Raw genomic sequence first — 23,406 nt, forward strand, 5'->3', positions numbered from 1 at the left:
TTGTTTAAAAATTTATTATTATGAAATCAGCACCTATAAATATATTATTGTTTTCAATGCTGTTGTCGGGTTTGTCGTCCTGTTTAAAAAAGGATGCTATGAATATTGATCCCGATACAGGTACGAAGAACGTGGTAGAGTTTGCCAATACCGGCGATAATGTGGCGAATGCAACTTCTGTTTTTCCCCGTTTCTTTATTGATCTTGGCACTATTACCGCCAACCAGGTTGTTCCATTGCAGGTAAATGTAAGTTACTCTGGTAACCAAACGGCGCCACAGGATATTACCGTTTCGCTGGGCATCGATAGCATTGCCCTGAAAGCATATGATACTACTTTTAAAGCAGAATATGAAGTGCCGCCTGCCTCTGTATTTAAGCTTCCGTCTTCATTGGTTATAGCAAAGGGTTCCCGTCAAACATCTTTACAAATACCCATCACTATAAGTAATGATTTCGACTTTAATAAAAGTTATGCTCTTCCATTGAAGATCGTTTCTGCTTCTTACGGAACAATCAGCTCTAACTTTGGTACGGCTTTTTATTCATTTGGCGGACGAAATAAATATGATGGCATTTATGTAATGAAAGGGTATGTGAGCCACCCCACGGCGGCTTATGTGGGTCCTTTTAAAGCGCCGAAAGTAACATTTACCACTGTTGGCGCCAGCTCAATAGCAATGGAAGCGCAGCCTTTTTTCAACAACGGGGCTTTATCATTTTTTGGTGTATATCCCGTATTTACGGTGAATGCCGATAACTCGGTTACCGTTACCAATATGCCGGATGGCGGAAAGGCGCCTTCGGTTACAGATCCTGCTTATAAGAACCGGTACGATCCGGCCACAAAAACATTTTACATAAGTTATTCCTACAATGCAACAACGCCCAGGGTAATTTATGATACCTGTACCTTTTTACAAGCCAGGTAAATTTATTAAAATGCCACACCTTCGGGGTGTGGCATTTATTACTTATGTCAATTAGACGGTTAAGAGTTAATTATAGCCTCTTCCAAAACAGACTCTAATTGCGCGATATTTTGCGGTACCTGATCTTTTAATGCAATTCTGAAAGCCCCCTCTTCATTTATCTGCATGTGAATTCGATATGGCTTTGAATCTATGGGGATATAAATTTGATAAAGTTGTTTTTGGATGGTGTTTATAGGGTGAACGTCCACCTCAATTTCTTTTCCATCTAACATTACTTTCACTTTGAACCTTGTTAATTTTCTTATTCCCATGGCGCAAATCTACAGCTGAAAGGTTAAAAACACAATTGTTTATTTAAAATTCCTGGCATCAGCAAACAGCTTACCCTGTTCTTTTTGCGTGGACGTCAAATGCTTTAATAATTTTGAAAAATTGTAGCAGGCCGATACTACCACATGGATCACCTCCCCTTCTATTTGCAATTTGCCTTCAACCATGATGAGCCGCGATTGTATGATCTCCTTGCGATAGGTATCGAAGATATTTTTGAAAACAACCAGGTTGGCCCATCCACTTTCATCTTCAATGGTCATAAAGATCACGCCTTTTGATGTACCTGGCCGCTGCCGCACTAATACCAAACCCGATACTTTAACCAGGTCGCCATCTTTCATTTTAGACAGCTGGTTAACAGGTGTTATATATAGCTTGTTTAGTTTTTCTCTTATAAAGCTTACGGGATGTGCTTTTAACGATAGCGATATCGATGCGTAATCCTGTACCACATGTTCCGACACACTCATTTGAGGCAACGCTACATTTTCATCTTTTGCCGCTTCGGGCTGCTGACCTTTGAATAATTCAATAGAAGTATCTTTTGTTGTAAGCTCCCATAAGGCCTGGCGCCTATCGAGGCCCAGCGAGCGGAAGGCATCGGCATCAGCCAGCCTTTCAAGGAAATTATCAGACAGTTGCAGGCTACGCAGTTGATCTATATTGGTAAATGCCGTTTTTCGGTGATGAAGCATTCGCTGCACTTCTTCTTCCCTTATACCTTTTACCTGCCTGAACCCGAGTCGCAGGGCGCAAAACTTCCCTGCTTTTTCTTCAAGCGTATTATCCCAACAGGAATAATTTATATCTATGGGCCTTACTTCTACCCCATGATTTTTTGCATCGATCACTATTTGAGCGGGTTGATAAAACCCCATTGGCATACTGTTCAATAATGCGCAGGCAAATACATCGGCATAATACCATTTCAGCCAGCTGCTCACGTATACCAGCAGGGCAAAACTGGCTGCATGGCTTTCGGGAAAACCGTACGATCCAAAGCCTTCCAGTTGTTTAAAGACCCGCAGCGCAAATTCTGCCGTATAACCTCTTGCTGTCATTCCCTTAACAAGCTTCTCCTGGAATTTTGTGACCATACCTTTGGCTTTGAAGGTGGCCATACTTCGGCGCAGCTCGTCTGCTTCGGCCGGTGTAAAACCCGCTGCCACAATGGCAATCTTCATGGCCTGCTCCTGAAAAAGCGGAACACCCAATGTGCGGCCTAATATATCTTCCAGTTCCTTTGAGGGATATTCAACCGGTTCTTCCCCATTTCTTCTACGAAGATAGGGATGCACCATATCGCCCTGAATGGGCCCGGGACGAACTATGGCTACTTCTATTACCAGGTCGTAAAAAGTCTTTGGCCGCAACCTGGGCAGCATACTTTGCTGTGCCCGGCTTTCTATTTGAAAAACGCCTATAGTATCGGCATGGGAGATCATTTCATATACCGCCGGATCATCCTGTGGAATATTGGCCAGCGTAAGATGGAGGTTATAATGCTGTTTTGCCAGATCGAATGCCTTGCGTATACAGGTAAGCATTCCTAAAGCGAGCACATCGACCTTCATAAACCCAAGCGTATCTATATCGTCTTTATTCCATTCAATACAGGTACGGTTTTCCATTCGGGCATTAAGCACGGGGCACAGATCGGTAAGTTTACCCCGGGTTATTACAAAACCGCCGGTATGCTGCCCTAACTGCCGCGGAAAGCCGATGAATTCGTGGGTCAGCTGCAATACTTTCATTAAATGCCTGTCGCCCGGATCGAGTCCCTGCTGCCTGATAGTAGCCTCTTCTATTCGTTCAGTTATTGAATCCCAGATGGAATCTGATAACTGGTTAATGGTATCAACAGAAACCCCCATGGCCTTTGCTACGTCGCGCAACGCGCCTTTCTGGTGTTGCTGGGTAACAGTGGCTACAATAGCCGCACGATGGCGCCCATACTTTTCATACACGTATTGTATTACTTCTTCCCGCCGCTCATGTTCAAAGTCAACATCAATATCGGGCGGTTCATTACGCGCAGAACTGATAAACCGTTCAAACAACAGATCGAATTTAGCGGGGTTCACACTGGTGATGCCCAAACAATAGCAAACCGTTGAATTGGCAGCGGAACCCCTGCCCTGACAAAGAATATTTTGCGAACGGGCAAAACGAACAATATCATATACCGTTAAGAAATACGATGCATAATTCATTTGCTCAATAAACGCCAGTTCATATTTTATGGCCGCTACCGTTTTTTCAGGTATGTCTTCGCCAAAACGTTCATGGGCGCCCTGCCAGGCAAGTATGGTCAATTCTTCCTGTGGCGTACGGCCTTCACTGGTAATTTCTTCGGGATATTCATAAGTTAGTTCGCTTAGATTGAATTGGCAGGCTGCAGCAATTGTTTGCGTGTTCAGAATAGCTTGCGGGTATTGCCTGAACAGCCGTTCCATTTCAGTGGCTGGTTTCAAAAATCTTTCTGCATTGGCGTGTAAGGTATAACCTGCTGTATAAATGGTACACTTCTCTCTGATGCATGTAACTATATCCTGCAGTTCACGACGGTTAGGTTCATGATAATGTACATCGTTGGTGGCTACAAGCGGCACCTGCATTTCCTGCGACAGTTCATGTAATTTGAAAATATATTTTGCATCATGCGCATAATACCGGCGCGAAACAGCTAAGTAAAGTTGTTCTTTAAACGAATCTTTATATTCGTTTAGCATTGTTATAAACGAATCCTCAAACCTAAATTTATTATTCAGTTTATCGGGGGGAATAACAATAAACAGCATTCCTGCTGCCAATTCATAAACATCGGCTTTATATAAATGACAATCGCCTTTTTCGGCCCGCAAATTACCAAGGCTCAATAACTGGCAAAGCCTTGCATAGGCGTTAACATCAGTGGGGTAAGCAAGCAGTGAAGGCCCATCGAGCAGATCAATACGACAGCCAACAATTAATTGTATACCTGCTTTTTTTGCAGCAGCATGTGCCCTAACAATACCGGCAAGCGTATTGCGGTCGGTGATAGCGATACTTTTATAACCCAGGGAAGCCGCATATTCCACTAGTTCTTCGGGATGACTGGCGCCCCGTAGAAAACTAAAGTTGCTGGTTACCTGTAGTTCAGTATACTCCATATGCTTTTATTTAGGCAAATAAACCATGCAGGTACCAGCCATAGGTTTTGGCAGCATCATAATGCCCCGCTCTGAAGAGCCAGAAACGTTGTCCGGCCTCATCTTCCACGCAATAGTAATCACGATGTTGACCTTCGGTGATCCACCACTCCTGTTCAATACGTTCGGGGCCGTCGGCCTTTATGATCTTATGCAACTGCCCTTTAAACCTGAAGAACATAGGCGGATAATCGGGAATAGGTGCTGTTACTTCTATTGGCTGCGGGTTGGGAAAAAGATGAATGGGCCTTGGCTGGTCGGTTCGCCAAGCGGTAGTTATAGATTCTTCAAGCGATTGCGAGGCTTTAATACTTCGTTCGGGCCAGTAGTGCTCATCGGGCAAATAACGATGAAAACAATTACGGCCAAACCGGTCGGTAAAACGATCTAACAGCTCTGCCAATTGCGTGTCGTGCAAGCCACCCTGTTTTTCCCATAACTTTTCCTGTACAGCAGTATGGTCTTCTACCTTTACCGCATCCAGCACAAACAACTCAATGCCTAAAGCAGGTTCAATAGTTTGCAGTTTGTTCTCGAATAATTTGAATAGATGTTTTAGGTTACGTGAAGGCCGGTTGGTACCAATGGATACTGTAATAATAGCATCATCAATGCGGTGGCAATGCAAATGAAGTGTTCTGATGCCTTTTTGTTCCTGTTCAAGTCTTTTACATAAACTATTAAGTAATTGCTCTAAAGCGATCTCAATACCTGTTAATGTAACAATAGGTTCAAGACAGGGTAATCTTTCCTGCCAGGCTTCTATGGGTTGCACCGGTTGAATAAATTCCTGTTCCATGCCCAGGGCCTGGTTCAGCCTTTGCAAAAATGGCTGGCCAAAACGGCGCTGCAAGGCAGAACGCGGCATACTGATAAAATCCTTTATTTGATGTAAGCCTAATTTATATAAACGTTCTACCAGTTCCTGTTCAATACGTAATGAAGCGGGTGGCAATGAAAGTAAAGCCGATGATTGCATGCCGGGCTCAATCACCGGTGACGATTGGCCATAACGGGCAATGGCCCAGGCTGCGCCAATAGTATCGGCCATACCAACCCTTACCTGGTAACCGCGATCATTCAACCGCGTTATAATAGTGGTTAAATAATCTATTTCGCCACCCCATAAATGCGCACAGCCCGATGCATCGAAGATCAGCGCATCAGGAGCATCAATAGCAACGCAGGGTGAAAAGCGAATACACCATTCAGCCAGTTTGTTCAATAGTTTATCATTAAGTTCGGGGAAATGGTCAAGCACCTCCAATGCAGGAAGTATCATACGGGCATTGGCTACAACCATCCCTTTTTTTATTCCCTGCTCTTCGGCCAACGCATTAGCAGCTGTTATTACCATTCGGCCATGGTCTTTTGCAGCAAGTACAAACGGCGCCATTTTTAATGCGGGTTTTCGCATTGCAAACCAATCAGCTTCCAGGTGATGGAACCATACACACACAAATCGCTTTTTCATATCAACCTGTTTTTTTGTGAAACTCCTTATATACTATCCGTTTATTAGTAGTGGTTGAGAACCGACCGTTCATCCACGCAATTTGCCAGCTGCCGGGGCAGCCATTACGTACTTTTAGCAGATCAACTTTCCAACAGGGATAACCAATGCCGGGCAAATTATCGATGGGTATACTTGGAGCAACCTGTACCTGCCAACGGCAGAGAGAAGCATTTGTATTGTTCTTCTTATTATTGTTGAGAATAAATCCTGTGACCTGACTTTTTTCTACTGCCAGTTGCAAACGCCTGCTTGCTGTAAAATCAAGTTCCTGTACCTCACCAACTACAGCAGCAAGTCCTTTCACCTGAAGTGCTTCCTCCACTGCCCAGGAAACTTCTTTTTGATTTCTTAGATCCACAAAAATGATGCGGTGTGCATCAATATTAAAAAAGCTGAGAGCCGGCGGAAATATGGTACGGTTGGCGCTGATCCAAAGAACCACCCCTTCTTCTTTCATTAATGAAGAAATAATGGAGGTAACAAAACCTGAAGTGGCGGCCTTTGTACCAGGGGCATTTACCATAAATTCATGGATGGCGCCTAATGGGAAGGTGGCATTGGGAAATGCCGGATTAATAGCGTCCAGATCAATTTTAAGCGAAGATCTGCCTAATGCAGATTTATATCCCTGAAGCGGAAGGATCTCATGCTGAAGACGCCTGATAATATCTGACTTTGGTTGGAGCATATACGGATCAACAGGGAATGTTTCAAATGCAAACATACTAAAATACTTAGCACGATGAAGCTAAATATAATAGTCAAAATGACATGAACCGTAAATAATAAGGTAAGTAGCTGGAATATAATTTGCTAATGCTGGAAAAAAGTACACATTGTACTAAAATAGTTACGAACTGTACTCTAATACTTGATCTATAATTCGTGCTTTTACTTTCATTGCCTAACAAATTGATCATCCCTGAAAAGATAAACTCCTGGCTTATGATCGGGCTTTGAGACTGGACTGGAATTTTTTTGTTTCAAATTGCTGATAACAACCTTACCATCTTTCGTTACAGCAAAGGTATACTGGTAAGAACAGGTTTCGGTTCGGGTTTTTAATTCGGATGGATCTTTTTCGCTGTAGTAGCCCAAACTTTCCTGGTTGTAATAAAGACTCTGGGCTGCGAATAGTTTCTTACCCGTATTTAAATTCCAGATCTCATGTTTGGTAAATTTATTACTAAATCCACCTCCCGTTGGCCCGCCGTAACTGTGTGAGCCCTGGCCCGACCAGCTTAGCACCACTTCCTTTAGTCCCTTTTTGTCAATTTGAACGGTTTGAATGAAACAGGTGTCGCCTATATCGCTATCGCCCTCCCTCACAATGGACAACGTGTCCCAGTTCTTTCCATTTTTGTAAATAAGCAACTCCGTTCCATAGCCGTTTTTGTTGACCAGTAAGCAGGCTTTTACCAAACCATCGGTTGAGCGGCCAATTTCCGTTAAAAAGCCCGCGATTGTCGCTTGTTGACTGTATACGGAAAAAGACATACTGGCTATCATTAGGAAAATCACAAGTCTCATATAAGGTAAATGTGTTATGGCTTATCTAAAATGAGGAAACAAAAGAGATTATCAATAAACGGCTTGTATCTTTGAAAAGTATGTATTTGATGGAGAGCCGAAAAAATAAACATATCATGACCAAGCAAATAAATAATCCGTTTATTCTTGCCCTTAAAGCCTATAATCTTACTGTTGAAATTCACCACCATTCGGCATATCAAATTGTATTATCAAATGATACCCCGTTTACTTCAACTATCAATGGTCAGTTATGCGAACGTATTCATGGTTTTTTGCTTAAACCGCAGGTCCCACATTTTTGCGTTGCCGAAAAAGGAACAATAAATGTTTTAAACATAGAGCCATACTCAAATATTGGCCTGGAGCTTTCCCGCAGATTTAATACCAATCAGGACTATATTATTTTTAATTCTCCATCAGAAACAAGTACCTTTTTTCAAACAGGTAAAGACACTTTTGACATTTACATCATCATCAATGCCCTGCTTTCAAAACTACCAGTGGTTGAATATGATGAAAGAGTAACAAAAATAGTTGAATATATCAGGGGTAATTATTTTGAACAAGGCATAACACCGCAAACTTTTGCTGATATAGTTTTCCTCTCCCCTTCCCGGTTGGCTTCCTTATTCAAAGAACAAACAGGTAGTAGTTTGTCAAAATATTTATTATGGACAAGGTTACGCCAGGTTGTTTATCTTACCCTCTCTAACAAAGACAGAAGCCTTACTGATATTGCATACGAAACGGGTTTTTACGATCTGCCCCAGCTGAATAAATACATGTATGAAATGTTTGGGATGCCGCCAAAAGCCTTAAAACAGAATAGTGATTTGATACAAGTTTACTAGTTTGGATGTTTTCAAATTTGTGCTATCAATTTAAACAGATAGCACAATGAAAGCAATAGCTTATCAAAAGTTTGGAAACACAGATGTTTTGCAACGCATAGAAGAGTCAAAACCTTCTGTTCAATCAAATCAGGTATTAGTAAAAGTAAAAGCAGTTTCAATTAACCCTTTAGATTGGAAGATCAGAAAAGGCGAGATGAAACTGATGTCCGGTTCAAAATTCCCAAAACACACAGGCGTTGATTTTGCTGGTATCATTGAAGAAACAGGGTCCGCTGTAACCAACTTTAAAAAGGGGGACGAAGTTTTTGGCGCAGTTAAGAATACTATGAAAGAAGGTGCATTGGCTGAATATGTTGCTGTGCCTTCTGCATTGGTTTGGAAAAAGCCAGTACACATAAATTTTTGCCAGGCAGCGTCTATTCCTGTTACAGGTGCCGCTGCAGTTACTGCACTAGGGAAAATGGGAAACATAAATTCTGGCACAAAAATTCTGGTAAATGGTGCAACAGGTGGCTTTGGTATGTTTCTATTGCAACTACTTAAACAAACAGGAGCAACCGTAACAGCAGTTACCAGTACAAAGGCAATAGATTTTGCAAATAAATGGGGAGCGAATTCGGTAATAGACTACACCAAAGAAAATGTGCTTGCTCAAAAAAACACGTATGATATTGTAATTGATCTTTCGGGAAAATGGGTTATGCAAATGCCAAACAAATCATGAAACCCAAAGCGCTGTTTTTGAACCCTACTCCCAAGCCCATTGAAATTCCCACATCGCTTTTCAAAAATTTATTTACCGGTAAAAAACATATTGTAATACTTGCTAATCCATCTGCAGGTAATATGGAGCAGTTGCTGCATGCCATCAACGCCGGGCTGCAAATTCAGGTAAGCAGGGTGTTTTCATTTGATCAATCCAAAGAAGCATATCAATATGCTGAACAAGGCGGCTATGTAGGTAAAGTAGCTGTAGAGTTATAGTCCCTCTTTTGTATAATAATATTAAAAGCAATGTTAACAAAAATTGATACAACCATAAAGTATGGTAAACAGCATGGCGGTTTTGGAATACAAATTTTATATCCGGGGCTTATTCGTCCGCAGTTAAAAGATACTGGTTTTTCTACATTAGGAAGAATAGACCATGCCAGGATCACACCCGGTACGCTTATCCCTATGCACCTGCACAGGGATGATGAGATACTCACCTACTTGCGAAGCGGAAAGGTAAAGCATCTTGACTCTGAAGGTTTCGCGGACATTATTTCAAACCAGAAATTGATGATGATGAATGCAGGTGCAAATTTTTATCACGAAGAAATGGTCTTGGAAGATGGTGGTGTATTAGAAGGGTTGCAAATCTTTATCAGACCGGAAGTTGGCGGTTTAAAACCGAAAGTTCAGTTTCATCAAATGCCGGAAGCTTATAGTTTGAACAAATGGCGAAAAATAGCTGGCAAAGGAAAAGATTATCCATTGCAAGTAAGTAGTAATACATGGATAATGGATATGCGTTTGGAAAATGGAGCGGACGTCCTTTTGCCTGAAATGCCTGCTAAAAATACTGCTTTTCTCTTTTATGTATTTAATGGAGAAATACAAGTAAGTGAGAACATGACTTTGAAGGCCGGGGAAAGTGTGTTGATAGAAAACGAATACCCGCTATTCAATGCACTTGAAACAAGTGATATCGTATTATTCATTACACAAACTAATGCAGTTCATTTTGATGAAGGAATGTATAGTGGTAATCTGCAGGAACAGTGATCTGATACAAGTTTGCCATTTTTTGTGAAACGATCTTTGAACTGTAAATAGTTAATAATAAGTAAAAATAAAAAATGCTAAAGTCTCCTGAAACAAAAATAGTAATCACCATCCATACTCCAATTGACCGGGCTTTTAATTATATAGCCCCTATCAATTTGATGCACATCTTTCGTGGAAATGCCTTGATCCCTGCGATTGTTGATACAAGTGTGAAAGAAGGTTGGAGCAAGGCCGGGCTTACAAGAACAATATATTTTAAAGATGGGTCAACCTCCCAGGAAAGCCTGTTAACAGTGAATGCTCCATCTTCCTTTTCTTACAGGAATGAACATTTTACCTCTAAGGTGTTATCGGCATTACTTAAACGACTTGAAGGTGAGTGGCTTTTTACTGATGTAGGAAACAGCACGACCAAAATTGAGTGGACATACAGGGCTGTTCCAACAAATTTTATTTCAAGTCTGGTGGTTAAATTAATTCTGATGAAAGCAGTGCGTTCAATGCTTAAAGATGCATTGAATATTATTAAAAATGATTTAGAAAGTGGACGATTAGAAGCAGGGACTACCTGGAAAAAACAACCATAAGAACAGTGATCTGATACAAGTTTACCATGTTATATTAAACCATCTTTGCATTGCAAATAAGAAATCACAACAAAATTTTTAAAGAAATGAAAAAGAAAATTGTAATACTCGGCGCTACAGGAACAGTTGGTAATAAAATTTCTGAGATCCTTTTAAATGAAGGACATAAGGTAGCCTTGATAGCAAGGCATACTGATAAGTTGGAAAAATACCGCACCCTGGGAACGGAAATAATTGCAGCCGATATAACTGATGTACAAGTATTAACAAATGCCTTTAAAAATGCAGACAGCGCGTTCGTTTTATTACCTGATGATGTAAAAGCTGAAAATACAAGAGCATATCAGCGACAGGTAACAGGCAAGTTAATTGAAGCTATTGAAAGATCTGGAATTAAGTATATCGTAAACATGAGCAGTGTTGGATCTCATATGCACGAAGGTAATGGCATAATGGGTGGTACAGCCGAACAGGAAGTTAGATTAAATCAGTTGAGCGATGTAAATGTTTTGCATATTCGTTCCGCCTACTTTATGGAAAACTTCCTGAGAACAATTGCTGTAGTTAAGAAGATGGGTATTAATGGTACCGCAGCAGATGGCGACCATCCAATTCCAATGGTAGCCACAAAAGATGTTGCCAAAATAGCAGCCGGTCATTTAGCAAAACTTGATTTTAAAGGCAAAACTGTTCATGCTGTAATGGGCCCTAAAAATTACACATTGAGAGAGGTGACAACCATTGTAGGAAAAGCAATTGGTAATCCTGGGTTAGCCTATGTTCAATTGCCGGTTGAACAGGCCAAACAGTCTTTTTTAAGCAATGGTTTCTCTGAAGATTTTGTAAATAATTTATTAGAAATGGGTACAGCTATTAAAACAGGTTTTATGAATTATCAAAAAAGAGATGAGTCAAATACCACACCAACCACGGCGGAAGAATTTGCTAATGAAGTTTACGTAACTCTTTACAATAAATAACCAGTAATATTAAAAACATTAATAAAATGAAATTGCTTAAACAAATTGAGTTAGGAAATCTATCACTGAAAAACAGTATGGTAATGTCTGCAATGACAAGGAGCCGTGCAGACATACGTGGTGTAGTTGGTGATATGACAGTGCAATACTATCATCAAAGAGTGAGTGCCGGGCTTATCATTACCGAGGCTATCAATATCAGTGAGGAAGCAACAGGTAGTCTTTTAACTCCCGGGATTTACACACAGGAACAAATTGACGCCTGGAAAAAGGTTACAAAAGCCGTTCATGACAATGGAGGTATTATTATTGCCCAGCTTTGGCATACAGGTCGTGTGGGTCATTCTATTGACAGGAATGGTAAATTACCTCTTGCTCCTTCTGCACTGCCTATAAAAGGTATGCAACATTTCACTTCACAAGGTTTAAAAGACTACGAAACACCCGGGAAATTACCTGGGACGAAATCAAACAAACGATAAGGGATTTTGGCCGGGCCGCTAAAAATGCCATGAAAGCAGGCTTTGATGGCGTGGAGCTGCATGCTGCAAACGGTTATTTACCCAATCAGTTTTTAGCGGAGAGTGCCAACCAAAGAACAGATGAATATGGAGGCAGCATTCCAAACAAATCACGGTTTGTGTTAGAAGTAATGCAGGAATTAATAAGTGCTGTTGGTGGAGACAAAGTAGGTATTAAAATTTCACCTTTTCATCCTTATGGCAATATGATTTTGGACAATCCTGTTGACACTTACACTTATTTGATTGAGGAGCTGAACAAATTAGACTTTGCCTTTGTAGAATTAATGAAACGAAGTCCTTACTTCCCTTCTGCTTCACACTATCCGGCTGATGATGAAATAGAGTTGTTCGGTTCAATGATAAAGCAAAAAGTTATAGCCAATACGGCTTACGATAAAGCGACAGCCGAAGCCGAGCTTGAGAAAGGAATAGCCCATCTTATTTCATTTGGTACACTATTTTTAGCAAATCCCGACTTGCCAAAACGATTTGAAATGGGTGCAGAACTTAACCAGCCTGACAGGGCAACCATGTTTGGTGGTGGTGAGCATGGCTACACAGACTATCCATTTTTGATAAAATAAATTCATCAGGAAACATATAAACTCTTTATTCCGGAACAAACAATTTCATTCACATTCTAATAGAAAACAAATGAGCAGAGCATTAAAATTATACTTTCTACTAAGCATATTCCAGTTAAGTATTTCGGTCGTAGATGCACAAACCGTTCCTGATAGTACTATACAAAAAATTAACGGTTTTAGGGCTTTTTATGAAACGTTGGGAAAAGCGTACCCCCCGGATAGCACTATTACGGTAATTGGAGAAGAAATTGCAGGTGTAAAAAGTTATTGGTTTAATCAGGATCAGCTAACCCAAAAAAACATTGTTATCTACCTGCACGGTGGTGTATATACGTATGGAAGTGTAAATGCCTACCGTGCTATGTTAACGCATTTAGCTAAATCATTAAACTCAGCTATTTTATATATAGAATACTCATTGTCTCCCGAACATCCGTTCCCTGCTGCCAATAATGAAATATTAAAGGTTTATCGGGAACTTCAGAAGAAATATCCTAACTACAAAATTACGATTATGGGCGACAGTGCTGGTGGTGGGTTGGCAATATCATTAGTAAATGACGCTCAAAAATACAATCTGTCAATGCCGGCTTCTTTAGCTCTTATTTCTCCCTGGATTGATTTAAAATGCATTAATAATTCATATGTAACAAAACAATCAGTTGACCCAATTTTAAGTAAAGACTATTTGTATAGCCATGCTTTAATGTATGCACCCGATAAAATCAAAGAAGCAGACCCAGGTGAAATAAAATTTAAAAAATTCCCTCCGGTTCTGTTGTTGGTAGGCACTGATGAAGTATTGAATGATGATTCAAAAAACTTCTATGCTTATATTAAACCAATACAGAAAAAAGCAAGATTAAAAGAGTTTGAAGGGCAGAAGCATGTTTGGTTGTTTTCACATATTGATTCGCCGGCATCATTAGAAGCAATAAATGATATTAAGGAATTTATAGCCACCAAGTCAAAATAGTATTTTTAAGTATCAATAAATGTAAATGAGTTTCTAATAATTCCGCCTGGTTTAAACCGGGCGGGGTTGTTTTTTACATAAGCTGCCGTTCCTACCAAAATAAAAGATATTGCCGTTATCGTGACAGTCAATTGATAAATATGAAATCCCCTTCGTCCTGTTCTTATTAACTTTCCGCCTGGTTATTGGTTTTTCTTCCTGTAAAAAAGCATCGACTGACCTTACCCCCTCGTGGGTGAAGTTTGGAGAAGCAATTTATAAACGTGATCCAGCTATAAACTTGTTAGTGGATGTGAATTGATAATCTTATTTTTTATTTGATTGTTTTGACAGTTGATAAGAAATTGCTACGTCCGCATATTTAGATTCTTTAGTTTCAACGCTCTTCAATATTTCTAATTCATTTTTAAAATCAGCATATTTATACAATTGTTTTCCCCAGTTCTCACTTGATTTTGGAAATGGGATCTCAAAATAAATATGTTCAACAATATCAAATAAAAGTTTTAAACAATGGAGAGCCGTTTTATGATATAATGTAAGTAATGAATCATCTTTTCCAATATCGAAATAGCTAGTCTTAATTATTTGTCCACTATCAATTGTATTATTCATGTAATGGCAAGTCACACCAAATTGCGTATCCGCGTTTCTTAATGCTAAGATATACCCTCCAATTCCTCTATATTTTGGAGGTGATGGATGAAAATTAATGGCTCCGAGCCTTGCCTTTTTTAAAAATACTTGAGGCAGTAGTAACTCCGATTTAAATGAAATAATCCAATCTCCTTGCCAAGTCTGGAGAGTGTCGCTTGGGGCATCACCTCGTTCGTAGAATACATTATCAGTGTTTCTGAATACAGATTGGATGTATTGATACGCGCTCTGACTCCACTTGGAATAGTCGCTAATAAATAGTATTTTTTGCTCGTTCATACCTAATCATTTTAGTGAATCTAAATAGTATGGTCCTTTAGGGTCAGGCTTTACTATAAGTGGGGCTTTCTCATCATTCAAAACATACTTATTATAATACTCTCTAGTACTTTCTTCATAATAAATTGAAAGCTTACCACCGTTTATATCCCATAAATATAAAAGTCTTTGGTTTCTTAGAACTCTACCAGTAAAATAGTCAAGTACTGCTTTTAAAAAATCTGCTCTTTTAGTATTTCCAGACTCCCTAGATTGATTATATTGATAAAAAACTTGCTCGAACACTCCAAGTAAATAATTAGCAAATGCCCGTTCCTTTAATAAATATTCAGCCTGCTTCATTCTTGTTAAAGGAGATATTGCTGTATGTATATTAGATTTAACTGAATCGTAGCTTTCAGCCACTGTATATAAATGAACTAAATCCCAGTTTGACAAATTAGTAACGCATATGTCGTAAAATGTTTTATATGTATTATCAATTGCTTGTTGAGTAGCAGTATCACGAGAGTTTTTTATAGAGAAGTATGCGCTTGTCAAAGAAACAATTAGGGCAATCAAGGCAATTATATTCTTTTTTAAAAATAATTTTAAAAATATAATTGTTTTGTTAGGCCGTTTTGGTGTTATCTTTTTTGTTTCCATCTGTGTTTGATCTCAACTATTAAGTTTTCAAGTAGTCACATGGCTGATCTGAAATTTCATTTTTGAAATGCTTTCAATTGTTTCGTATTCACATAATAAAGTCAGTCGTCACTCTATAGTGAAAGAATAAATTTGGTGTTACAGTTTAAAAATATCAAAGTCCTGGGTCATAATTGCTGTAGTCCCACAAAGCATTTCGATAGTGGAAGTAAGAATCCCACCTGTGTTTAATTATATACTCTCCAAAAACATTCCACAATCCAGTTGGATAAGGGTCTTTGTTGTATGTATATTTTTTATAAATACTGGGTCAAAAAGTCTATTTGTACTAATGAAAATTGCTGCATTTTTTACTTTTCTTATTTCAACTATCTTAATGCTATCCTGTGAATTAGTTGTTTTTTTTAACCTGCCTTTACTGTCATAGAATGTAGAAATTTCTTTTCCAAACTTATGCTCAAGCAATGCTGTTAATTCAAACATAAGAGATGGAGTGCTTCTGTTTTTATATTCCTCATAAATCTCTTGTGATAATTTAGGATTTTGGGTCGGTTCATTTTTGAACGCTTTCCAGAAAGTTTTAAGCGTATCGAGATTTACAAGATTACTAAAAGTAATTAGTCTATTTAGGGGGCTTGTGCTCTTACCGATATATGGTTCAAGGTTGAACCAGAATTGTGAAATTCTATTTTCAATCTCAAAATCAAGCTTGTTAATTTTTTCTATCGTCTCTATGTTATCCTTTTGTTCTTGGACATAGTCATTATATAAAAAGGATATTAGTCCGATGACAACCACTGAAAGGAACCACAAAAATAAAGGCGCATTTATAAAGGAAACAAATCCACCTTTCTTAGAAATATTTTTCCTGATCTCTTCACGATAAATTTCCTCTTCTTTAATTTTTGTTTTTTCTGCCTCTGTCATAAGATTTTAAAATTTGATATTGAAGCAAATGTAAATTTGGTAATAGTGTTGGTATACTAAAGGCGTAATTGGGTAAACAGAGTGAATATTGCAAGCTATCTATTTTTTGTATTAATTTGATACCGTTTTTTCACCCTTTCTGGAAACGAACTTTGATCGCTTTTATAGAATGAGTCCACAGTGTGCCGACAGGCAGGCACTGTTTCAATGCCTTGACTGATATCAATCAGAAAATTTGAAAATAAAAGTTGTGTATTTTTGAAGCATTGTACTCCGACCACATTAATCCATCCGCATCTATTTCCGGCACAAGTTGAATTGTCACAAGTCAAATTATTGAACAATGCATAAAATTAATTTCATTACCTACTTAGGATTTGTTTTGCTTTTTTTGACCCCGCTAAACTCACAGTGTCAAAATTTGCAAGATTGTATTTTCGGAAAAAAGTGGTATGCGATAAAAGAGTTTGGCGTGTTGGGAGAATCTTATACTAATGAATTTGTGTGCGAAAATGGTTGTTCACTCGAAAGTAATCCATATCTTTTTTATCTTGATATTGATCGCAGGTCAGGTAGAATAAAAACAGACAAAAAATTCAAGTACCAATACCCATTTAGATTTAGTGTAAAGTTGAGCGAAAGTAAACTTATTATGTACTTCTCTGGTGAGAGGACTGATCCAATCGAATTTGAGGTTATGTATGTTTCAGATGATTTTCTTCATCTCAAGGGGCCGGATTTTGATGAATACTTTCTAATTTCTGATAATAAAAGAACTTAAAAATCTTATCAAAACAACAATCTCCACCTTTGTCTCAATTCCTCTCCCCTATAAATATTATTCTCCCTATCGAACCAGCATATTTCAGAAACATTTTTATTTGAGCCAAGAATTGAATTCATTCCAATTGCGTTTCCACGAATTGAAATTTCGTTCCCTCTTTTTTCTATATCAAAGTCAATACAAAACTTTTTGTCGGCAATAGAATAGCATTTAAAAATAATGCCTGTCGATCCGGTTGTCCATCTGTAAATAAACTCAAAGTAATTTTCATTCTGTAATTTTAAATTAATTATCTGCTTGTTAAGATGGGGTGTTCCCTGAACGATTTTGGAGGTTATTAACTCAGATAGTTCTTTAATGGAACCATTATACAGAAACGTTACTTTGTTCCAAATGATTGTTTTATAATTTTCCAGGGGCTTTTGGTCGCATTGCTCGCCCTCTCCTATTTCGTAAAGTCGTTTCAATATTTTTTCATTAGTACCGCCATACCTCAGTCCCGATATGCAGGAAACAGCTATTGCATTTATTGCTCTTTCTATTTCCTCCTCCGTTTCGGGTTGTTTCTTAAAATAACAGTGGCCGCATTCTAAATTAGAATGATCTATTAGGTCAGGGGCTTCTGCCTGTGGGGCGCCGCAACTTGTACAAACCCCATCTACCACATAGAAATCTCCTTGTGAATTTTCATGATAACGGTTAGGCATCTTATTGTTTTAACGCAGGTTCGCAGTAAGAAATATTTTACTGCATATTCCCAATATTATAGATGTAAAAATAGTGCCTATGGCACATAACACCAATAATGCATACTGCCATCCTTCAAGAAATGGTCCAATAAAGATGAGTGATAGCAAACCTGTAACCGCCGGCATTAAAGTGCAAAACAACGCCGCCATTAACTGGGCGGTCCATAGCATCTTACCCCGCCATCCTGTCATTGCAAGCAACATGATCCAGGAGTCATTAGATGTTTCCGGTTTGTTACGATAAAGGATCAACGTAGGTCCCAGCATCAGGAAGCCAAGGGCCGCTAAAGCAATTGTGAGGGCTATGGGATACAGCCGGGGTGCAAAGGGAATACCTGATACGGTATATGTTTTTGAAAAGATCTCTATGATCAATTTTGTATATACCGGATCATTGGAACTGATATCGTTAGGCTGCTTGCCTGTCCATCCTCTGGAAAAAAGAATGGACCTGATCACGCCCCACCCTCGTGGTACGGCCAGCGAATCCCTGAAAATAGCATTATACATCGTTCGTGGCTCCTGATCAATAATATAATCAGTTGGCAGCGTATGCGGTTTCGCATGTAGAAAGGCTATAGCATAGGTAGTTATGGGGGGCCTGATTCAACATTGCCAATATAATAACAATCCTTATGATCTTTTACCGGAATTAAATGGATCTGTTGTGGTTTTTCGCCCGTCCAGGGAAGGTGTATCGTAAAGGGGATCGTATCTGGTATCTCGGTACCGGATTGTACCTCCAGTAATTCCGGTGAACCTTTAATAACGGCATTCTGAGGGTAATCGTGTAGCTTGGTAAAGTCATACTGTGCAAACTTTTCTTTTATTGTGAGCCAGGCCGCCAGTTCCCTTATTTGGCCTTCGAGCATAAGGCTGTCGCGAACCGCAGGAAAAGTCAGCATTCCAACCGTCGCAATAAGCACCATTGTAGTCGTCAACGATCTTATTTGTTTTATGGCGTCAACTGAAAGTTCCTTTGTCATATATCTAATGTAAATTCAGCCTAATTTACAGCATGCCTATGCGGGAAAAAACCGTTTTTTCCTCCTTTCTTAAATCGGCCAAACTATTGCAATAAAAAGATTATATTAAAGGCAATGATAATGACATACATAAGTATTGCTCACCATTTGTAACATTTCTAATCTCACATTCGTATAATCATTATTCAAAAAGCTTGCATGAGAAAATTAATATTGATCATTACCATTTCCACATTCATCAACGATGCTTTTGCTCAGCCGTCAAAAGCAGCCCTGTTTATTGATTCTTTCGCAAGGAAGAATAATTTCAATGGCACTATTCTTATTAAGGAAAACTCAAAAGCAGTTTATAAAAAAAGTTTTGGCTTTGCCAACTTTGCTTTTAAAGTGCCCAATACAACTGATACAAAATATAAAGTGGCCTCTATTACCAAGGCCTTTACTGCTGTTTTAATATTACAATTGTACGAGCAGGGAAAAATTGATCTTGATAAAACTATAACTACCTATTTGCCCGATTATAAAGGCGCGGCCGGTGATAAAGTAAGTGTAAAGCAGCTATTGAACATGACATCCGGCATGCGTAATATGGACGAAGGGCTAACTCTTGAGTCTGCCCTTAAGAGTGGAATACCACAGTATCAACTTCCTCATACACCCAATGAAATGTTAGCTACCTATTGCAGCGACACATTGGTTAGCAAACCGGGTACCCGGTTCGATTATAATAATGCCGAGTATATTATTCTCGGAAAAATAATTGAAACAGTTACCGGCAAATCGTTTGGGGAAACCTTACAAGAAAAAATATTGAAGCCTTTAAACCTGTTAAACTCCGGCATGATAACACAGGAGAAGATTATTGATAAACTTGCCGATACCTATTTTTACCGCGACGCATCAAAGGTGCTTACAAACGATTTGCCCGTTTATACAAACAATTGGTACGCCGCTGGTGCTATGTATTCAACAGCAGATGATATTGCAAAATTTTCAGATGCTTTGTTTGGAAGAAAACTTTTGAAACAGGAAACCCTAAACCTGATGTTCACGGCGGCGCATGATGAATATGGATTGGGTGTTTGGGTGTACAAAGATTACGACATCAATAAAAAGATGTTTACCATTGTTAAAAGACCCGGTAAAATTATAGGTGCACAAAGCATGCTGTTTCATATACTCGAAAATAATTCAACCATCATTATTCTTAGTAATACCGGAACTGTAGATCTTGATAAATTTGCTGCAAATATTGCAGAAGAAATTTTCCGGTAGTTGATAAAAAAGCCCGTAAATGCTGAATTTACGGGCTTTTGCAATTGTGGATCATATTTATGAAGGCAACGGTGGCATCCACTCGCTTACCGATGGTACAGTACGTCCGGCGGGACCTGTACCCGTTCCGCCTGAAGGCCCTGCATTATTGCCTTTTCCATCCTGCGTCATGGCATAATTCAACGTGTACAGTGTATGCCACATATCCACATTCAGGCGGGCTGCCGGAATATTTGTGGTAGTAACAAGCAGGTTGCCTTTAGGCGCGCCCTGGCCATACTGGTATATCGCCATACTATAGTCGCTCACATGGCTGCCATCGTTTGCATAATACAACACATACAAATAAGTGGTGCAATTATCGCCTACTGCTGCCATATCGAGATAAGTAACGTTTGCTGGTATTATCAAAAACGGCGACGCATTTCCGCTGCTATCCTGGAAGCAGTTCACCGGATTCCCATTAAGATCAAAGGCCTGCAAGCGGGCAATATTAAAGCCCTGACTGCTCAGTTGCTCTAAAACCAATATGGTGCCATCGTATGAGCAGGTAACAGCTACCGGGGTGAACAACAATCCTGCACGGCCGTCGCTGCCATTAAAGTTCAGCGCCTGTCCGGCAAAGGTGAGCGCCAGTGGAATATTGTTATCAGCCAGTCCGGTGCCGCCCGTTAACTGGGTGATCATCATTTTACAATACTTTCGATTAACGCCTACCACATATCCGCCGGGATGCATGACAATAGAATCGGGATAGTATGGGAAGCGGCCAAATGAATTTTGCGTTGCGCTCATGTTGAACGGTGTACCGGCATCTAACGTTACATTGCGCAAATGGTAGCCGCCATCCACATCCTGGTCGTTATCGGCTTTACGCGGGTCAACATAATAATTACCGAGGCTGATATCGGTTGGGTCTGCCACCGGATTGCCATTCTTGTCTACAACAAATTGCCCGTTCTTCATTAAAAATTTGGGCGGGTATACATCATACACCAGTTCCGAAGGCGAAGTAAAACCGCAGGAAGGGAACTTCACTGAGCTCATGGCTGCTCCGGGTATATCTATATTCTCAAAAGCATATAGTTGTCCGCCTGAACCAGTTGAACAATCGGTAATGCCCATGCCGGCTGCCTTCCATGCCAGCCCGAGCATGCCGCTGCGTTGGCTCAATGCCAAACCCGTCCAGTCGGAAATGGCGTTACCGCTTTGGCTGGTATCGGTATTGGCAATGGTGGCATTGGGTGGTGTACTCTGTTGTATCCAGGTATAGGCATTGTTTTGGTAACCCAGAATGGCTGTATGTGTGTATACCGATTTATTGGTAAGTGGTATGGGTTGTTGAAACAGGTATAACGTAATGTTGGCTGTATTGGCTTCATTATTTTCGAGCCACGAAGTAGTGGCTTTACCGGCCAGCCAGTTGTCGATATAAAAATCCACTTCAAATTTTACCTGTCCGCCCAGCGTATTAGTGAATTGTGCGGGTAGTGTTGCAGGATAGCTCGATGAATTCAGTTTAACAGCAGGTGAAGTAATACTGGGCCTGTTTTGCTGCTGGTAAATCATTTTGGTAACGTAAGAAGGTGTTGATCCCTGTGGCGCTGCAGGGAATGCATTATGGCGCGGATCGGGATGAATGGTTAGCGTACTGGTAATGGTAGTTGAGATGCTGTTGGTGATCATCCACGGTGAGGTGGCTACTTCAACAATTGTTTCTGCCAGTTGCGCCAGCGTGGTGGCTATATTAATGGCCAGCATGATCCAGCCTGCAAATGGGATCTCATCTTCAATTTCACCGCCGGCAATTTCGGCTTCACACCAAACCAGCGCTTTGGTACAGGCCTGGTTAAACAAAATTTGTGTAAGCGTAGAAAATGCATGCCAATCCATTTTTTTATTCACTGCGCCATTGTAAATAAAATCACCGCCAAAGTATGTAACACCCAATGCTACTACTGCTTTAATGAAAGCGGGTTTGCCCATGATGTCGTACAATGGTTTATACGTTTGCGCAGCCACACCAAAGCCAAGGAAGAATGTAGGAATACCCAAATTGGCCAGGCCGGTAAATACGCCGCCGATCACCGGTGTTTTAGGATATTGGTTATTACCGGTGCCCAGCCCGCAACCATACAGGTTAGCCGAAACGGCATTTGCAGGGAAGGTTATGTTAACGGTAAGGGTGCCCGGGTCGGCTGAAACAGGAATTGCAAACACCGTGTTTATAGGGTTTACCCAGCCAATAAAGCGCATGTTGTCGTAATTAAGGCTAAGTGCATTCACAATGTCGGCCACTATACCGCCATCGTCGGGTTGCCAGGTGGGGGTACTCATGGCGTTACCATCGGCATCAATAAACTGAATGTAAGATGCCAGCCATCGCACATAGTAGTTGTTCATCGTTATCTGCACTTGCCGGGTATCGCTATTAAGCACTTTGATAGATGTTTCAAGGCCATTGGCTGTATTGGTATTGGCAAGGGATGCCGTCCAGTTATCACCACTCACAGCATCGAGCTTTACCGAACCCAATAATTCAGGCGTTGCACTGGTGCCGGAAGTCTGTACGCTGGTACCGGTTTCCTGTGTCCAGCTGGTACCCTGCAACCGGGTATCGTTCTTGGTGCTTATTTGCACGGCGGTCATGGAAGCGCCGGCATTTTGAATGGTATTATCCGTGGGCACCAGGGTTTGTTTGGTTCCCTTGCTGCCTGCATCAAAAGGCTTATAATTTGCCCAGCCGCTGTTGGCTGTTGGCGGCCCGGCGATGCGCATTTGTGTAGCCAGTTGTTGTATCAACAAATAGGTAGATGGTGCTTTCTCCTGGTCCATGTGGTCCATAACAATAGGCGCATACGTACTATTGGCAGTAATGAGGTCGGCATGGTGAAAGATCAATGCTTTTGCCGTGCTTACGTAATCGATTGGCTGCGCCACTACCTTTACCTGGTGTTGTGTGGCCATTAACTGGTGCGCATCGTCGTTAGGCACTACATGAATAGCCACAAAATGTACCCCATAATCGCCCGGTACTTTACCTGTATAGTTGGTATGCCGTACCGAAATGCGTATTACCTGGTTCAACTGCATGGGAACGGGTAGCTGGGTATAGTGTGTAAGATGTCCCTGCGGATATTTCGCCAGTGCGGGTTGCTGTTTAACTGATTCGGCCAGCGATTCGGTAGTATGTGCTACCAGCGGGTATTTTTTTCCCGCCACATGCAGCCAGTAATCTTCATCGTTGAACTTGTCGGTTAGGCTCACATGAAAAATGTGGCCTAAAGTTGTAGCTGTTTTTTCATTTCCCATTAG

24 protein-coding genes are annotated in these 23,406 nt (G+C 40.3%); 12 read left to right on the forward strand and 12 right to left on the reverse strand.

Annotated features, from left to right (window positions below):
• Nucleotides 1–20: 20 nt before the first annotated feature.
• Nucleotides 21–932: a BT_3987 domain-containing protein gene (locus GGD38_RS21065; protein WP_375301173.1), complete on the forward strand. Its 912-nt coding sequence runs from the start codon at nucleotides 21–23 to the stop codon at nucleotides 930–932.
• A gap of 59 nt (nucleotides 933–991) precedes the next feature.
• On the opposite strand, the gene GGD38_RS21070 is transcribed toward GGD38_RS21065, so the two are convergent.
• The 5 genes from GGD38_RS21070 to GGD38_RS21090 all read right to left on the reverse strand — a co-directional run bounded on the left by GGD38_RS21070 (nucleotide 992) and on the right by GGD38_RS21090 (nucleotide 7,505).
• Nucleotides 992–1,246: a hypothetical protein gene (locus GGD38_RS21070; RefSeq protein WP_375303876.1), complete on the reverse strand. Its 255-nt coding sequence runs from the start codon at nucleotides 1,244–1,246 to the stop codon at nucleotides 992–994.
• 39 nt (nucleotides 1,247–1,285) lie between these two features.
• Nucleotides 1,286–4,420 carry an error-prone DNA polymerase gene (locus tag GGD38_RS21075; RefSeq protein ID WP_375301175.1) on the reverse strand — a complete coding sequence of 1,045 codons (3,135 nt, stop codon included), beginning with the start codon at nucleotides 4,418–4,420 and terminating at the stop codon, nucleotides 1,286–1,288.
• 10 nt (nucleotides 4,421–4,430) lie between these two features.
• Nucleotides 4,431–5,933: a DNA polymerase Y family protein gene (locus GGD38_RS21080; protein WP_375301176.1), complete on the reverse strand. Its 1,503-nt coding sequence runs from the start codon at nucleotides 5,931–5,933 to the stop codon at nucleotides 4,431–4,433.
• A gap of 1 nt (nucleotide 5,934) precedes the next feature.
• Nucleotides 5,935–6,699, reverse strand: coding sequence for an ImuA family protein (locus GGD38_RS21085; protein WP_375301177.1), 765 nt, complete (start codon nucleotides 6,697–6,699; stop codon nucleotides 5,935–5,937).
• Nucleotides 6,700–6,872: 173 nt separating this feature from the next.
• Complete coding sequence (locus tag GGD38_RS21090; protein ID WP_375301178.1) at nucleotides 6,873–7,505, reverse strand: hypothetical protein; 633 nt, start codon at nucleotides 7,503–7,505, stop codon at nucleotides 6,873–6,875.
• 116 nt (nucleotides 7,506–7,621) lie between these two features.
• Here GGD38_RS21090 and GGD38_RS21095 point away from each other — a divergent pair, with 116 nt between their 5' ends.
• The 9 genes from GGD38_RS21095 (at nucleotide 7,622) to GGD38_RS21135 (ending at nucleotide 13,789) form a co-directional block, all read left to right on the forward strand.
• Complete coding sequence (locus tag GGD38_RS21095) at nucleotides 7,622–8,359, forward strand: helix-turn-helix domain-containing protein (RefSeq protein WP_375301179.1); 738 nt, start codon at nucleotides 7,622–7,624, stop codon at nucleotides 8,357–8,359.
• A 46-nt stretch (nucleotides 8,360–8,405) separates the two neighbouring features.
• The gene (locus tag GGD38_RS21100) at nucleotides 8,406–9,086 is read left to right on the forward strand and encodes an NAD(P)-dependent alcohol dehydrogenase (protein WP_375301180.1); all 681 of its coding nucleotides are present in this window, start codon (nucleotides 8,406–8,408) and stop codon (nucleotides 9,084–9,086) included.
• A complete protein-coding gene (locus GGD38_RS21105; protein WP_375301181.1) occupies nucleotides 9,083–9,346 on the forward strand; it encodes a zinc-binding dehydrogenase in 264 nt (87 codons plus the stop codon). The genes GGD38_RS21100 and GGD38_RS21105 overlap by 4 nt, the downstream gene beginning before the upstream one ends.
• Before the next feature lie 30 nt (nucleotides 9,347–9,376).
• Nucleotides 9,377–10,132 (forward strand): pirin family protein, encoded by a 756-nt coding sequence (locus GGD38_RS21110; protein WP_375301182.1) that lies wholly within the window; start codon nucleotides 9,377–9,379, stop codon nucleotides 10,130–10,132.
• Between the two features lie 74 nt (nucleotides 10,133–10,206).
• Nucleotides 10,207–10,722, forward strand: coding sequence for an SRPBCC family protein (locus GGD38_RS21115; RefSeq protein ID WP_375301183.1), 516 nt, complete (start codon nucleotides 10,207–10,209; stop codon nucleotides 10,720–10,722).
• 86 nt (nucleotides 10,723–10,808) lie between these two features.
• The gene (locus GGD38_RS21120) at nucleotides 10,809–11,702 is read left to right on the forward strand and encodes an NAD(P)H-binding protein (protein ID WP_375301184.1); all 894 of its coding nucleotides are present in this window, start codon (nucleotides 10,809–10,811) and stop codon (nucleotides 11,700–11,702) included.
• Between the two features lie 26 nt (nucleotides 11,703–11,728).
• On the forward strand, nucleotides 11,729–12,184 hold the full coding sequence (locus tag GGD38_RS21125; RefSeq protein ID WP_375301185.1) for a hypothetical protein: 456 nt from the start codon (nucleotides 11,729–11,731) through the stop codon (nucleotides 12,182–12,184).
• The gene (locus GGD38_RS21130) at nucleotides 12,181–12,810 is read left to right on the forward strand and encodes a hypothetical protein (RefSeq protein WP_375303734.1); all 630 of its coding nucleotides are present in this window, start codon (nucleotides 12,181–12,183) and stop codon (nucleotides 12,808–12,810) included. Before GGD38_RS21125 ends, GGD38_RS21130 begins: the two co-directional genes overlap by 4 nt.
• A gap of 70 nt (nucleotides 12,811–12,880) precedes the next feature.
• The gene (locus tag GGD38_RS21135) at nucleotides 12,881–13,789 is read left to right on the forward strand and encodes an alpha/beta hydrolase fold domain-containing protein (RefSeq protein WP_375301186.1); all 909 of its coding nucleotides are present in this window, start codon (nucleotides 12,881–12,883) and stop codon (nucleotides 13,787–13,789) included.
• 306 nt (nucleotides 13,790–14,095) lie between these two features.
• Here the strand turns inward: GGD38_RS21135 and GGD38_RS21140 are convergent, their stop codons facing one another.
• The 3 genes from GGD38_RS21140 to GGD38_RS21150 all read right to left on the reverse strand — a co-directional run bounded on the left by GGD38_RS21140 (nucleotide 14,096) and on the right by GGD38_RS21150 (nucleotide 16,297).
• Nucleotides 14,096–14,725 (reverse strand): formyltransferase family protein, encoded by a 630-nt coding sequence (locus tag GGD38_RS21140; protein WP_375301187.1) that lies wholly within the window; start codon nucleotides 14,723–14,725, stop codon nucleotides 14,096–14,098.
• A gap of 6 nt (nucleotides 14,726–14,731) precedes the next feature.
• The gene (locus GGD38_RS21145) at nucleotides 14,732–15,370 is read right to left on the reverse strand and encodes a hypothetical protein (protein WP_375301188.1); all 639 of its coding nucleotides are present in this window, start codon (nucleotides 15,368–15,370) and stop codon (nucleotides 14,732–14,734) included.
• 231 nt (nucleotides 15,371–15,601) lie between these two features.
• Nucleotides 15,602–16,297 (reverse strand): hypothetical protein, encoded by a 696-nt coding sequence (locus GGD38_RS21150; RefSeq protein WP_375301189.1) that lies wholly within the window; start codon nucleotides 16,295–16,297, stop codon nucleotides 15,602–15,604.
• Between the two features lie 343 nt (nucleotides 16,298–16,640).
• Here GGD38_RS21150 and GGD38_RS21155 point away from each other — a divergent pair, with 343 nt between their 5' ends.
• Nucleotides 16,641–17,078, forward strand: a complete 438-nt coding sequence (locus GGD38_RS21155) for a hypothetical protein (RefSeq protein WP_375301190.1) — start codon at nucleotides 16,641–16,643, stop codon at nucleotides 17,076–17,078.
• A gap of 8 nt (nucleotides 17,079–17,086) precedes the next feature.
• On the opposite strand, the gene GGD38_RS21160 is transcribed toward GGD38_RS21155, so the two are convergent.
• The 3 genes from GGD38_RS21160 to GGD38_RS21170 form a co-directional block, all read right to left on the reverse strand.
• Nucleotides 17,087–17,788 carry a ferredoxin gene (locus GGD38_RS21160; protein WP_375301191.1) on the reverse strand — a complete coding sequence of 234 codons (702 nt, stop codon included), beginning with the start codon at nucleotides 17,786–17,788 and terminating at the stop codon, nucleotides 17,087–17,089.
• A gap of 9 nt (nucleotides 17,789–17,797) precedes the next feature.
• Nucleotides 17,798–18,340, reverse strand: coding sequence for a hypothetical protein (locus GGD38_RS21165; RefSeq protein WP_375301192.1), 543 nt, complete (start codon nucleotides 18,338–18,340; stop codon nucleotides 17,798–17,800).
• Between the two features lie 80 nt (nucleotides 18,341–18,420).
• Nucleotides 18,421–18,816 (reverse strand): hypothetical protein, encoded by a 396-nt coding sequence (locus GGD38_RS21170; RefSeq protein ID WP_375301193.1) that lies wholly within the window; start codon nucleotides 18,814–18,816, stop codon nucleotides 18,421–18,423.
• Between the two features lie 198 nt (nucleotides 18,817–19,014).
• Here GGD38_RS21170 and GGD38_RS21175 point away from each other — a divergent pair, with 198 nt between their 5' ends.
• Complete coding sequence (locus tag GGD38_RS21175; protein ID WP_375301194.1) at nucleotides 19,015–20,091, forward strand: serine hydrolase domain-containing protein; 1,077 nt, start codon at nucleotides 19,015–19,017, stop codon at nucleotides 20,089–20,091.
• Between the two features lie 57 nt (nucleotides 20,092–20,148).
• On the opposite strand, the gene GGD38_RS21180 is transcribed toward GGD38_RS21175, so the two are convergent.
• Nucleotides 20,149–23,403 carry a hypothetical protein gene (locus GGD38_RS21180; protein ID WP_375301195.1) on the reverse strand — a complete coding sequence of 1,085 codons (3,255 nt, stop codon included), beginning with the start codon at nucleotides 23,401–23,403 and terminating at the stop codon, nucleotides 20,149–20,151.
• Nucleotides 23,404–23,406: the final 3 nt, after the last annotated feature.

The organism is Niastella sp. OAS944 (genome assembly GCA_024809215.1).
GTDB lineage: Bacteria > Bacteroidota > Bacteroidia > Chitinophagales > Chitinophagaceae > Niastella.